This is a genomic window from Streptomyces sp. NPDC021096 (genome assembly GCF_040641275.1).
Taxonomy (GTDB): domain Bacteria; phylum Actinomycetota; class Actinomycetes; order Streptomycetales; family Streptomycetaceae; genus Streptomyces.
Genome location: NZ_JBFADG010000003.1, coordinates 456,443 through 469,505, shown reverse-complemented (window position 1 = coordinate 469,505; position 13,063 = coordinate 456,443). Strand labels below are relative to the sequence as shown.

Genomic DNA, 13,063 nt, shown 5'->3' with positions numbered 1-13,063 from the left:
TGACGCCGACTCACCAAGGCGATTCCAGCACGGGACATGGGGGAAGCGTGGCACGGCGCTCTTCGGCCAGTCCACTGTTGTCCGTATGATGAGAATGGCTGCCTTTGCAGCCCGTCCGGCGATTGAGGACAAGAAACGGTGAAAGGGCGGGGCAGGGGCACGATCTGGCCCAGGCCCCCACCGTCACCGCCACGGCTACCGCCGGCACCAAGCGCCGCCTCAGCTGCACCCTCGTACTGACCATCACCGGCGCCCTGGCCGCAGCCACCACCGCACTGTTCGTCTTCGACCTCCTGCCCGGCGGCGACGGCGGCAAGACGGCGCGCCCCCCAGCGGCCACCGCCCCGCAGCCGCCGACCGGCACCCTCCCGAAGGAGTTCATCGGCACCTGGACCGGCTCCGTCATCCAGTCCGACGGCACCCCCAACGGCACCATGACCAGCACCGTCACCGCCGGCGGCCCGGGCGCCTACGTCGTGCGGACGAGCTATTCCGTGCTCGGCGTCCTGGAGTGCCGCAGCAAGGCGAAGCTCACGTCCGTCGCCGGCGGGAAGATCACGCTGGAGGAGGTCACCGACGGGGAGAAGACGGCCCTGTGCACGGGGGAGAAGGCGACCGTGACGTACAGCCTCGCCGCGGACGGCAAGCTGGCGTTCACCTCCGACGACCCCCGCGGCGGCCGCCCCACCGCGACGCTCACCAGAACCGGTGGCTGAACCGGCCCGGTCTCAAGCCCGCCAAGGCCCTTCGCGTAGTCTGGCCCGGTATTTGCATACCCCCTCCGAAGGGACGCCCGGTGACCGAGAACGCCGACCTCCAGTCCGTCCTCGACCGCGCCGCAGCAGGCGGCCGGATCACCCCGGAGGAGGCGCTCGAGCTCTACCGCTCCGCGCCGCTGCACGCGCTGGGCGCGGCCGCCGACGCCGTGCGCCGCAAGCGCTACGCGGGCACCGAGCACATCGCGACGTACATCATCGAGCGGAACATCAACTACACGAACTCGTGCGTCACCGCGTGCAAGTTCTGCGCCTTCTACGCCCCGCCGAAGAGCGACAAGGTCTGGACGCGCCCCCTCGACGACATCCTGCGCCGCTGCGCGGAGACCGTGGAGCTGGGAGGCACGCAGATCATGTTCCAGGGCGGCCACCACCCCGACTACGGCGTGGAGTACTACGAGGAGCACTTCTCGGCGATCAAGAAGGCGTTCCCGCAGCTCGTCATCCACTCCCTCGGCGCCTCCGAGATCGAGCACATGTCGCGCATCTCGGGCGTCAGCGCCGAGGAGGCCATCCGCCGCATCCACGCCGCGGGCCTCGACTCCTTCGCGGGCGCCGGCGCCGAGCTGCTGCCCGCGCGGCCGCGCAAGGCCATCGCGCCGCTGAAGGAGTCCGGCGAGCGTTGGCTGGAGATCATGGAGCTCGCCCACAACCTGGGCGTCGAGTCGACCTCCACCATGCTGATGGGCACCGGCGAGACCAACGCCGAGCGGATCGAGCACATCCGGATGATCCGTGACGTGCAGGACCGTACGGGCGGCTTCCGCGCCTTCATCCCGTACACCTACCAGCCGCAGAACAACGTGCTGAAGGGCCGGACGCAGGCCACGATCTTCGAGTACCTGCGGATGATCGCCATCGCGCGGCTCTTCCTCGACAACGTCGCCCACATCCAGGGCTCGTGGCTGACCACCGGCAAGGAGGTCGGCCAGCTCTCCCTGCACTACGGCGCCGACGACCTGGGCTCGATCATGCTGGAGGAGAACGTGGTCTCCTCCGCCGGTGCCAAGCACCGCTCCAACCGCATGGAGATCATCGACCTCATCCGCAAGGCGGGCCGCGTCCCGGCGCAGCGCGCCACCACGTACGAGCACCTGCTCGTGCACGACGACCCGGCGAACGACCCGGTCGACGACCGCGTCGTCTCGCACCTGTCCTCCACGGCGATCGAGGGCGGCACGGCCCACCCCGAGCTGAAGATCGTCCAGGCGAGCTGACGGGTTGCTGACGCTTCACGCGGCCGACCTGCTGATCGCCGTCCCCGGCGCGGACCCCGTGCCGGGCGGGGCGGTGTTCGTCGACGGCGGCACCGTCGCGGCGCTCGGTCCGTACGAGGAGCTCGCGGCGGCGTTCCCGCGGGCGCGGGTGCGGCGGTGGCCGGGAGTGATCACGCCGGGGCTGCGGCAGTGGCACGGTACGTACCTGCTGAAGCGTGCCTACCACCCCGACCCCCGTGAGTACGACGAGCTGGGCGACCGGCCGCTGACGGGGGAGCGGTTCGAGGCGCTCGACATGACCGACACGCGGTGGGCGGGCAGCGTCCGCCGCGGCCTGCAGCAGATGCTGCGCCACGGCACGACGGCGGTGGCGATCGGCTCCGACCCGGTGGTGTCGACGGCGGTCGCACGGTCGGGCCTGACATCTGTCTCGGTCCTGGGCGCACCCGGCATCCTCCTCGACGAGCCGGACCTCGACCCCTTCCGCAACGCGTACAGCCTCGCGGACGCCGTCGCGGGCCCTCTCGTCGTCGGCGGTCGCGCCGACTTCGCCGCCTTCGACGTACCGGACGAGGCGGCGCTGGCGGAGGCGGGAGCGGGCACGTGCGTCGCCACGGTGCTCGCGGGGCGGCTGGTGTACCGGCGCCGCTGACCGGGCTCCCGTCAGCGAACCGTCAAGAGGCGTCCGCCGCACGTCAGGGCGGTGTCAACGGACGCCGTCCGTCCGCCGTCACCCGGCAGGATGAGTGGCGCGGGGACGGCCGCTACGGTCCGTCCCGCGGTGCGACATGGAGGGCCTTGTCGACAGACGGGCCATGAGGGACGCGCACTGCCGGTGGTCAAGCCTTGTTGCCGAGGGGGCGACGGGTGGGGGACCGGCAGGCCTTGGGGGCGGGGGCCCACAGGAGCGGGCGCAGTCCGCACCGCGGGAGGGGCCGGTCCTTCCCGGGCGAGCCGTCCCCGTCCAGTCCCCGTCGAAGGCCCCGCGGGCCCGTGGTGAACAATGGGGTCGTGACCCGAGCATCCCTGGACAAGCAGCCGCATGAAGTCGCCGCGATGTTCGACGACGTGGCGGCGAAGTACGACCTGACCAACGATGTGATCTCGCTCGGCCAGGCCCGTCTGTGGCGCAAGGCCGTGGCGCAGGCCGTCGCCGCCCGCCCCGGTGAGAAGGTCCTGGACCTCGCGGCCGGCACGGGCACGTCCTCGCTCCCCTTCGCCGCCGACGGCGCGTACGTCGTGCCGTGCGACTTCTCCACCGGCATGCTGCGCGAGGGCAAGAAGCGCAACCCGTGGCTGCCGCTGACCGCCGGCGACGCGACGAAGCTGCCCTTCGCGGACGGTGTCTTCGACGCCGTCACCATCTCCTTCGGGCTGCGCAACGTGCAGGAGACCGACACCGCGCTGCGCGAGATGCTGCGGGTCACCAAGCCCGGCGGCCGTGTGGTCATCTGCGAGTTCAGCCACCCCACGTGGGCGCCGTTCCGCACCGTCTACAGCGAGTACCTGATGCGCGCGCTGCCGCCGATCGCGCGGACCGTGTGCAGCAGCCCGGACGCCTACGTCTACCTCGCCGAGTCGATCCGCGAGTGGCCCGACCAGGCGCGGCTCGCGACGCGCCTGCAGCAGGCCGGCTGGGCGAACGTGGCCTGGCGCAACCTCACGGGCGGAGTCGTCGCGCTGCACCGGGGCACCAAGCTCGCGTAGCGCTGCGGAACGGGCAATTCCGGGGCAGGGCGCGCTTATTGCGCGTCCTGTTCGTTGTCATGGCCAGGCAATTTGTGATCGGTACGATCTTGACCTTTCCCAGTCATGATCAGTCCGAATCCCGGAGGCCCTATGCCCTCGTTCTGTCCCGCCTGTGGTTCCGCGTTCGAACCGGACGCGCGCTTCTGCATGAAGTGCGGAAAGGAACGGCCGGAGGCGGAGAGGGCGGCGGCCGGGGCAACGGCCGCCGGCACCGCCACCGCTCCTGTCATGCCGCCGTCGCCCCCGCCCCCAGCCGCGCCCCCGGCCCCGCCGGGTCAGCCGCCGCTGCCGGGTGCCCCGCCCGGGTACGCCCCCTACGCCCCGCCCTCGCGCGGGGCGCTGTTCCTGCGCCGCGCCTTCACCGGTGACTGGGCGGGCTCCGCGAAGGCGGCGGCGTGGCCGACGGCCCTGCTGCTCGTCCTCGCGCTCGTGATCTCGCTGCCGTCCCCCGGTGACTACGAGGAACTGGGCCTCACCAGCTGGTCCGACCGCTTCCCGGCCGCCATCGGCCTGCTCCTGCAGGGGCTGGGCGCGACCCTGGAGGTCGAGACGCGCAGCGGCGGCGGCCTGCTGACGATGTTGGTGCGCGGCAGCGGCTCGGTGTCCGTGTGGCCGCTGACCATCACCGCCCTGTGGGCGGGTGCGGTGGCCCTCGGCGCCAAGCGGCTGCGCCGCACGCTGCCCGCCGGCTCCGGCGGCTCCGGCGGCGGCGCGGAGGCCACGCTGCGCATCGCCCTGATCTGTGCGGGGGCCGTGCTCCTGCTCGGCCTCTACGGACAGCCGGACCTCGAGATCGTCTCCGTCTCCACCACCCCTGTGCTGGCCGCGCTGTTCTCGGGCGCGCTGGCGGGCGTGGTGAGCGGCGCGGTGCTCTGCCGCGACGCGGTGGCCGCGCGCCTGGGCGCCGGCGCCCAGCTGGCCGTACGGGCGTGGGGCACGGCCCTGCGCGCCCTCGGGCTGTCGGTGGCGCTGTGCGGGGTGATCGTGTTCTTCGTGATCGCCTCCCACCCGGACGAGACGGGCGACTGGGCGTGGGCCGGCTCGCTGCCCTTCCTGATCAACCTCGGCCTCATGGCGCTCGGCCTGTCCTGGGGCGCGGGCGTGGAGGGCTCCTCCACCGAGCACGGACGCCACACCGGCGAGACCCTCGGCCTCTCCGAGATCGGCGACCTCGCGGGCGGCTGGGCCCAGACCGGCGCGGTGGCGGCGGGCGTGGCCTGCGCGGTGATCCTGGCCGTGACGGTGGCCCGCCGCTCGGCGGACCGCACCGAGCAGGTGCTCTCCGGGATCTTCTTCCTGGCGACGCTGTGGCTGCTGTCGTTCGTCTCCGGCGGTGCGATGGAGATGACGACGGGCACGTCCTTCTCGTCCCGGAGCCAGGGCACGGACGGATCGGTCGCCACGAACGCCGGCGAACTGCTGCTCTTCGGCCTCCTGTGGACCGCCGGCGCGCTCCTCCTGGCCACAGCCCTGACCCACCCCCGCGGCCCGGCCTCCACGCCCCGCACCGCCCCCTCGGCGCCTCCCGCGCCGCCGGCCCAGCCGGTGCCGCCGATGCCGCCGATGCCGACGGCTGGCGCTCAGCCGATGCCGTCGGGCGGTGCCCAGTCGATGCCGACGGGCGGTGCCCAGCCGACCGCGCCGACTGCACAGCCGGCGTGGCCGCCGGCGGCGCCGGCTGCGGCTGCCGCGCCTGCGGCCGGCGCCCAGGCGGCCGACTCGGCCGCGTCTGCGGCGGGCCAGGCCGCCGCGCGGCCCGTGCCGCCGGCCGGGGCCCAGTCGGTCGCCCCGAGCCCGACCGTCAAGCAGCCTGCTTCGCCGGCCGGGGCCCAGCTCTCGTCCGCAGCGGGTCAGGCCGCCGCGCAGCCCGCACCGCCGGCCGGGGCCCAGCCCCCGTCGTCGGCCGCTCAGCCTGCCGCGCAGCCCGCGCCCGCCGGTGGTCCGGCAGGCGCCCAGACCGTGGCGCACTCCGTCGCCCACCCCAGTGCACCCGCCGCCCAGCCCGCGCCGTTCGCCGCCCACCCGGCCGGCCCGGCCACCGCCCAGTACGACGCGTTCGCCCCCGCCCCGTCCCCCCACTCGTCCTTCGCCCACCTCACCGTCCCCGGCCCCGTCCCGGCCGCGCCCGCGCGGTCCGTGCGGCGGCCGCTCATGTGGGTGGCCATCGGGCTGGCGGCCTTTTTGGTCGGTGGGGCCGCTACGGCCGGGGTGATGCTCCTGGGGAACGGCAAGAACAGTGGGGGCGGGGAGGATGCCAAGGCTCCCGCTTCGCAGAGTCAGGCGCCGTCCGGCGGGGCCACCGGGGGCGACGGTGCTTCGGGGGCGCCGTCCGCGGGGCCGTCCCCGTCCGCGTCCGCGCGGCCGGGCTCCAAGCCGCGTCCCCCCAAGGGTGAGCCCCCCAAGGGCTACCAGCGGATGACCTCTCCCGAGGGCTTCTCCCTCGCGGTGCCCGAGTCCTGGCAGCGCGAGAACAAGGGCACCAACCAGATCGACTACGCCGGCCCCACCGGCCCCGGCCACATCCGCGTCGGCATCGTGCCGAACGCGGGCGCGTCGGCGTACGACCACTTCCAGGAGATGGAGAAGTCGGTCGGCAAGCAGGAGGGCTACCAGCGGGTCCAGATGACCGCGAACACCTTCATGGGCCGGCCCGGCGCCCTGTGGGAGTGGACCTGGCGGGAGAAGAACGGCGAGGTCATGCACGCCCTGAACCAGGCGTACGTGGACGAGAACGGCACCGAGTACGCGGTCATGTACTCCGAGCGCGAGCGCTTCTACCCCGACGCCCGGAAGGTCTTCGACACCGCCCTGCAGTTCTGGTGGGTCGGGCCCTACGGCGTCAGCTGAGCCCGGGGCCGGGCGGGAACGGGCGGTCGCCGACCTTCCGTTCCCGCCCGGCTCATAGACTCGGCGACGACCCTTCCCTCGCCGAACGGAGAGCCGCCGTGACCGAGTCCCCTACCGAACACAGCGCTGATGTGATCGTCGTCGGGGCAGGCCCCTCCGGCTCCACGACGGCGTACCACCTCGCCAAGGCCGGCCTCGACGTCCTCCTCCTGGAGAAGACCGCCTTCCCGCGCGAGAAGGTGTGCGGCGACGGCCTCACCCCGCGCGCCACCAAGCAGCTCGTGTCGATGGGCATCGACATCTCCGAGGAGGCGGGCTGGCTGCGCAACAAGGGCCTGCGCATCATCGGCGGCGGCGTCCGGCTCGAGCTGGACTGGCCCGACCTGGCCTCGTTCCCCGACTACGGACTGGTCCGCAAGCGCGACGACTTCGACGAGCAGCTCGCCCAGCACGCCGTGAAGGCCGGAGCCCGGCTGTACGAGCGCTGCAACGTGGGCGCGCCCGTCATCGACGACCGCACCGGCCGCATCGTCGGGGTGGAGGCGAAGCTCGGCGAGGACAAGACCCCGGTCACCTTCCACGCGCCCCTGGTCGTCGCGGCCGACGGCAACTCCACCCGGCTGTCCCTGGCCATGGGCCTGCACCGGCGCGAGGACCGCCCGATGGGCGTGGCCGTGCGCACGTACTTCACCTCCCCGCGCCACGACGACGACTACCTCGAGTCCTGGCTGGAGCTGTGGGACCGGCGCGGTGCGCAGGACCGGCTGCTCCCCGGCTACGGCTGGATCTTCGGCATGGGCGACGGCACCAGCAACGTCGGCCTGGGCGTGCTGAACACCTCCAACTCCTTCAAGGAGCTGGACTGGCGCGAGATCCTCAAGGCCTGGTGCGCCTCCATGCCCGAGGACTGGGGCTACACCCCCGAGAACATGACCGGCCCCATCCGCGGCGCCGCCCTGCCCATGGCCTTCAACCGCCAGCCGCACTACACGCGCGGCCTGCTGCTCGTCGGCGACGCGGGCGGCCTGGTCAACCCCTTCAACGGCGAGGGCATCGCCTACGCCATGGAGTCCGGGCAGATCGCCGCCGACGTCATCGTCCAGGCGCACGCCCGTGCCTCGTACGCCCAGCGGGAGCTGGTGCTGCAGCGCTACCCGAAGATCCTCAAGGACACCTACGGGGGCTATTACACGCTCGGCCGGGCGTTCGTGAAGCTCATCGGCAACCCGAAGGTCATGAAGCTGGCCACGGAGCGCGGGCTGACGCATCCGCTGCTGATGAAGTTCACGCTGAAGATGCTGGCGAACCTGACCGACCCGACGGGCGGCGACGCGATGGACCGCATCATCAACGGCCTGAGCAAGGTGGCCCCGCGCTCGTAACGCGCCCGTAGATTCACCCTTTCGAGTAGCTTTTGCGCCGTTTCGGCGTGTCGGCTTTACGGAAGTAATGAGGGGAACCCCATTCCGGTTGGGAATGGAACGGCTCCCTCGTGAAGGGAAGGTGCGGGTCGTGGACGAACGCTCCGCGGCCCCGGCCGGCGGGCCCGCCGCCGGCCGCCTTCCCTGACCGGGGACCCGTCCCTCCGCGCCGCCCGCCGTGCGAACGCCCCCGCACGGCGGGCGGTCCCGTTTTTGGCCGTTCCACGGCCGCCGCCTGCGGTTTTCCGCCCGGGCGGCCCTTCCGTCGTACGTCCGAATTCGACCCGTGCCGAAGGGGTTTGCCCTTCGGCCGGACATCCGCCCAGACTCGGTTACCGGCACAGGGGACCGGGTGCCCGTGGACAACGGGGGTGGGCACCCGGACATGCCGAAGGGCCGCCGTCCCGAGCGGGGGGAACGGCGGCCCTTCCGTGTCCGGTGTGCGCGGAGCGCACGTGCGTCACATGACGCGGACGGCACCCGTGGGCGGGGAGTAGCTCATGTCGCGCTCGACGATGCCCGTGCTGGGGTTCTGCGCGCCGATGAACTTGCCACCGCCGATGTAGACGGCCACGTGGTACGCGCTGCCCGCCGAGCCCCAGTAGAGGATGTCGCCGACCTTGAGGTTGGAGGTCGACACCTGGGTGCCGGCCGTCGACTGGTCCTGGGAGACGCGGGGCAGGTCGATGCCGATCTGGCTGTAGGCAGCCATGACCAGGCCCGAGCAGTCGTAGGAGGACGGGCCGGTGGAGCCCATCACGTAGGCCTTGCCGACCTGCGCGCGCAGGAAGTTGACCAGGCTCGCGGAGCTGCCCGTGGCCGTGGAGGAGGACGACGAGCCGGCCTCGCTGCCGGACGCGGACGTCGACTTGGTGCCCAGGGAGCCGCGGTCGCTGGTGCGGGAGGCACGGGCCTCGTCCGCCTCGCGCTTCTCCTTGGCCTTGCGCTCGGCCTCGGCCTTGCGCTCGGCCTCTTCCTTGGCCTTCTTGGCGTCGGCCTTGGCCTGGTCGAGGGCCTCCTCGACCTGTGCGCGGACCTGGTAGTCCACAGCGGTCTGCTGCGTGGCGACCGCGCTCTGCGCGATGGAGGTGGACAGCGCCGCGTTGAACGCGGGCATCTCCATGGTCGCCTCGGTGGGCTTCTCGGACGTGGTGGCGGAAGCGGTGCCGGCCACGGCCAGGGTGCTGAGGACGCCACCGGCAACACCCGTGCGGACGACCCACGACTGGGTCGCGGGGCGACGGGGCTTCCGGTGGCTGGTTATGTGCGCGTTCGGGGACATGGGACAACGGACTATCAGGCCGCACAGGTTGAGTTCAAGATAAGTGACGTGCGTCACAATTGGCGTGAACGCGCCCAGAATTCGGACCTTCGGATCACGGGAGGGTCACGGCGCGGCCCCGGCCCCGGGGGGCGATCAGGCCCCTCAGCACGGCATTTGGCCATCCGACCGACGGTCGGCGGACGTCTTATCACCTTTACGGTCCGCCCGTCGAGGCTACCCGGCAAAACCGGATCCCGAACCTCTCGGCGCGTGGCGGAACTCACGCAACGCCCGTCCCGCCCGGCGCCCCGGCGACCGGACGGCGGGCAGTGGCCGGCGACGGCGGCCGGCCCAGCGGGCGCGCCCCCCTTATCACTTGACAATCGATCATGCCAATTTGCGCGAACCGGCCACGGCTTGATAGTGCCTCACCGCTCCGACCAGCGCTTCGACCCCCGATTGTCACCTCTGGTGATCACTCAACCGCTTCGCGTATGAAGATCACCGCTCATCCGACTTGATGATCGTTCGTCAGGTGGTGGAGATCACAAACGTGGTCGTGTTCGCCGTGTCGCAGATCACAGACCGACGGGCATAGGATGCAATCGAACCGGGCTTGTGAACTGCCTCACATGCCGGCGATCTTCGCGGTGATCCCGCCGAGGACGGCTCGCCGGCGGCAGGGGGCGGTGAGCCCGCCGCCGGGTCCGGTCAGCCAGCAGTCAGCGTCGACAGACTGGAAGGAGCGAGGAGCGGTGAACGCCTACGCGCCCATCCTCGTACTGGGAGCCCTCGGTGCAGGCTTCGCGATCTTCTCCGTGGTCATGGCATCGATCATCGGGCCCAAGCGGTACAACCGCGCCAAGCTCGAGGCGTACGAATGCGGCATCGAGCCGACCCCGCACCCGGCCGGTGGCGGCCGCTTCCCGATCAAGTACTACCTCACGGCGATGCTCTTCATCGTCTTCGACATCGAGATCGTCTTCCTCTACCCCTGGGCCGTCACCTTCGACTCCCTGGGGCTGTTCGGGCTCGTGGAGATGCTCCTCTTCGTGCTCACCGTCTTCGTCGCCTACGCCTACGTCTGGCGTCGCGGCGGCCTGGAATGGGACTAGGGGGCTTCGCGGGACATGGGACTCGAGGAAAAGCTGCCCAGCGGTTTTCTGCTGACCACCGTGGAACAGGCCGCGGGATGGGTGCGCAAGGCATCCGTCTTCCCGGCCACCTTCGGCCTGGCCTGCTGCGCCATCGAGATGATGACCACCGGCGCCGGCCGCTACGACCTGGCCCGCTTCGGCATGGAGGTCTTCCGCGGCTCGCCCCGGCAGGCCGATCTGATGATCGTGGCCGGCCGGGTCAGCCAGAAGATGGCGCCCGTGCTGCGGCAGGTCTACGACCAGATGCCCAACCCCAAGTGGGTGATCTCCATGGGCGTCTGTGCCTCCAGCGGTGGCATGTTCAACAACTACGCGATCGTGCAGGGCGTCGACCACATCGTGCCGGTCGACATCTACCTGCCCGGCTGCCCGCCCCGGCCCGAGATGCTCCTGGACTCGATCCTCAAGCTCCACAAGAAGATCCAGTCCGAGAAGCTCGGCGCCCACCGCGAGGAGGCGGAGCGGGAGGCGGAGGAGAGGGCGATCAAGGCCCTGCCGCTGATCGAGATGAAGGGGCTGCTCCGGTGAGCGAGAAGAACCCCAAGGGACCGAACGGGGTCAACCCCGACAAGGATCTCGGCACCCAGAACCTGCCCGGCCAGCGCCTGGACCACGGCGAGGTCATCGGCGTCCGCCACGGCATGTTCGGCGCGAACAACGGCGGCGACACCACCGGCTACAGCCGCCTCGTGCGCACCGTACGGCTGCCCGGCGGGACCCCCCGCCCGTACGGCGGCTGGTTCGACGAGGTGGCCGACGAGCTGGAGGGCGCCCTGGAGGAACAGGGGCTCGTCCCGCAGAACGCGATCGAGAAGACCGTCGTGGACCGCGGCGAGCTCACCTTCCACATCGCCCGCGAGCACCTGCCGCTCGTCGCCCGCACCCTGCGCGACGACCCCGCCCTCCGCTTCGAGCTGTGCACGGGCGTGAGCGGAGTGCACTTCCCCGGGGACAAGGGCCGCGAGCTGCACGCGGTCTACCACCTGCGCTCGATCACCCACAACCGGCTGATCAGGCTGGAGGTCGGCGTCCCCGACGACGACCCGCACCTGCCGTCCCTCGTCGCCGTCTACCCGACCAACGACTGGCACGAGCGCGAGACGTACGACTTCTTCGGCCTGGTCTTCGACGGCCACCCGGCGCTCACCCGGATCATGATGCCCGACGACTGGCAGGGCTTCCCGCAGCGCAAGGACTACCCCCTCGGCGGCATCCCCGTCGAGTACAAGGGCGCCCAGATCCCGGCTCCGGACCAGCGGAGGTCGTACAGCTGATGTCCACTCCGTCCTCCACTCCCCACGACGCCGCCGCCGGTCCCCGCGAGACCACCGAGGGCGCCGTCTACACCGTCACCGGCGGCGACTGGGACGAGATCGCCTCCGCCGCCAAGCAGGCCGACGACGAGCGCATCGTCGTCAACATGGGCCCCCAGCACCCCTCTACCCATGGAGTGCTGCGCCTCATCCTGGAGATCGACGGCGAGACGGTCACCGAGGCCCGCTGCGGCATCGGCTATCTGCACACCGGCATCGAGAAGAACCTCGAATTCCGGAACTGGACCCAGGGCACCACGTTCGTCACGCGCATGGATTACCTGACGCCGTTCTTCAACGAGACGGCGTACTGCCTGGGCGTGGAGAAGCTCCTGGGCATCGAGGATCAGGTCCCCGACCGCGCCTCGGTCGTCCGCGTCATGCTCATGGAGCTCAACCGCATCTCCTCCCACCTGGTGGCCATCGCCACCGGCGGCATGGAGCTCGGCGCCACCACGATCATGATCTACGGCTTCCGGGACCGCGAGCTCGTCCTCGACATCTTCGAGCTGATCACCGGCCTCCGCATGAACCACGCCTACGTACGCCCCGGCGGCCTCGCCCAGGACCTGCCGCCCGGCGCCGTGGACCAGGTGCGCGAGTTCGTGAAGAAGATGCGCCGGAACCTCCCCGAGTACGACAAGCTCGCCACGGGGAACCCCATCTTCAAGGGCCGCATGCAGAACGTCGGCCACCTCGACCTCACCGGCTGCATGGCGCTGGGCGCCACCGGGCCCATCCTGCGCTCCGCGGGCCTCCCGCACGACCTGCGCAAGGCCCAGCCCTACTGCGGCTACGAGAACTACGACTTCGAGGTCCCCACCACCGACACCTGCGACGCCTACGGGCGCTTCCTGATCCGGCTGGAGGAGATGCGCCAGTCGCTGCGGATCATCGAGCAGTGCCTGGACCGGCTCCAGCCCGGCCCCGTCATGGTCGCGGACAAGAAGATCGCCTGGCCCGCGCAGCTGGCGCTGGGCCCGGACGGGCTCGGCAACTCCCTCGACCACATCAAGAAGATCATGGGCACCTCCATGGAGGCCCTGATCCACCACTTCAAGCTGGTGACGGAGGGCTTCCGGGTGCCGCCCGGGCAGGCGTACACGGCCGTGGAGTCCCCCAAGGGCGAGCTCGGCGTGCACGTGGTCAGCGACGGCGGCACCCGCCCCTACCGGGTCCACTTCCGCGACCCCTCCTTCACCAACCTGCAGGCCATGGCGGCCATGTGCGAAGGCGGCCAGGTCGCCGACGTCATCGTGGCCGTGGCCTCGATCGATCCCGTGATGGGAGGCGTAGACCGGTGACCGACGTACAGCTGG

Annotated in this window: 11 protein-coding genes; 10 read left to right on the top strand and 1 reads right to left on the bottom strand. The window is 71.3% G+C overall.

The window, feature by feature from the left end:
* Positions 1-122: 122 nt before the first annotated feature.
* The 6 genes from AB0G59_RS08540 to AB0G59_RS08515 all read left to right on the top strand — a co-directional run bounded on the left by AB0G59_RS08540 (position 123) and on the right by AB0G59_RS08515 (position 7,971).
* Positions 123-716 (top strand): hypothetical protein, encoded by a 594-nt coding sequence (locus tag AB0G59_RS08540; protein WP_360909328.1) that lies wholly within the window; start codon positions 123-125, stop codon positions 714-716.
* Between the two features lie 80 nt (positions 717-796).
* Complete coding sequence (mqnC, locus tag AB0G59_RS08535; protein ID WP_360909326.1) at positions 797-1,993, top strand: cyclic dehypoxanthinyl futalosine synthase; 1,197 nt, start codon at positions 797-799, stop codon at positions 1,991-1,993.
* Positions 1,994-1,997: 4 nt separating this feature from the next.
* The gene (locus tag AB0G59_RS08530; RefSeq protein ID WP_360909324.1) at positions 1,998-2,645 is read left to right on the top strand and encodes a hypothetical protein; all 648 of its coding nucleotides are present in this window, start codon (positions 1,998-2,000) and stop codon (positions 2,643-2,645) included.
* A gap of 359 nt (positions 2,646-3,004) precedes the next feature.
* A complete protein-coding gene (locus AB0G59_RS08525) occupies positions 3,005-3,700 on the top strand; it encodes a demethylmenaquinone methyltransferase (RefSeq protein WP_071965667.1) in 696 nt (231 codons plus the stop codon).
* Between the two features lie 132 nt (positions 3,701-3,832).
* Positions 3,833-6,589: a zinc ribbon domain-containing protein gene (locus tag AB0G59_RS08520; RefSeq protein ID WP_360909322.1), complete on the top strand. Its 2,757-nt coding sequence runs from the start codon at positions 3,833-3,835 to the stop codon at positions 6,587-6,589.
* Between the two features lie 98 nt (positions 6,590-6,687).
* The gene (locus tag AB0G59_RS08515) at positions 6,688-7,971 is read left to right on the top strand and encodes a geranylgeranyl reductase family protein (protein WP_071964096.1); all 1,284 of its coding nucleotides are present in this window, start codon (positions 6,688-6,690) and stop codon (positions 7,969-7,971) included.
* Positions 7,972-8,470: 499 nt separating this feature from the next.
* Here the strand turns inward: AB0G59_RS08515 and AB0G59_RS08510 are convergent, their stop codons facing one another.
* Entirely contained in the window at positions 8,471-9,292 is an 822-nt protein-coding gene (locus AB0G59_RS08510; RefSeq protein WP_360909320.1) for an NlpC/P60 family protein, read from the bottom strand.
* 737 nt (positions 9,293-10,029) lie between these two features.
* Between AB0G59_RS08510 and AB0G59_RS08505 the strand changes: the two genes are divergently transcribed.
* From AB0G59_RS08505 to AB0G59_RS08490, 4 genes are read left to right on the top strand one after another with little or no spacing between them, the layout of a single operon-like run.
* On the top strand, positions 10,030-10,389 hold the full coding sequence (locus tag AB0G59_RS08505; protein ID WP_071964090.1) for an NADH-quinone oxidoreductase subunit A: 360 nt from the start codon (positions 10,030-10,032) through the stop codon (positions 10,387-10,389).
* A gap of 15 nt (positions 10,390-10,404) precedes the next feature.
* Complete coding sequence (locus AB0G59_RS08500) at positions 10,405-10,959, top strand: NADH-quinone oxidoreductase subunit B (RefSeq protein ID WP_071964089.1); 555 nt, start codon at positions 10,405-10,407, stop codon at positions 10,957-10,959.
* On the top strand, positions 10,956-11,705 hold the full coding sequence (locus tag AB0G59_RS08495; RefSeq protein WP_360909317.1) for an NADH-quinone oxidoreductase subunit C: 750 nt from the start codon (positions 10,956-10,958) through the stop codon (positions 11,703-11,705). The genes AB0G59_RS08500 and AB0G59_RS08495 overlap by 4 nt, the downstream gene beginning before the upstream one ends.
* Entirely contained in the window at positions 11,705-13,048 is a 1,344-nt protein-coding gene (locus AB0G59_RS08490) for an NADH-quinone oxidoreductase subunit D (protein ID WP_360909316.1), read from the top strand. The genes AB0G59_RS08495 and AB0G59_RS08490 overlap by 1 nt, the downstream gene beginning before the upstream one ends.
* The last annotated feature ends 15 nt before the right edge of the window (positions 13,049-13,063 follow it).

Excerpts from the sequence above, each read along its gene's own strand:
- AB0G59_RS08490 (WP_360909316.1), top strand. The coding sequence starts at position 11,705 with ATGTCCACTCCGTCCTCCACTCCCCACGACGCCGCCGCCGGTCCCCGC.
- AB0G59_RS08520 (WP_360909322.1), top strand. The coding sequence starts at position 3,833 with ATGCCCTCGTTCTGTCCCGCCTGTGGTTCCGCGTTCGAACCGGACGCG.
- AB0G59_RS08500 (WP_071964089.1), top strand. The coding sequence starts at position 10,405 with ATGGGACTCGAGGAAAAGCTGCCCAGCGGTTTTCTGCTGACCACCGTG.
- AB0G59_RS08510 (WP_360909320.1), bottom strand. The coding sequence starts at position 9,292 with ATGTCCCCGAACGCGCACATAACCAGCCACCGGAAGCCCCGTCGCCCC.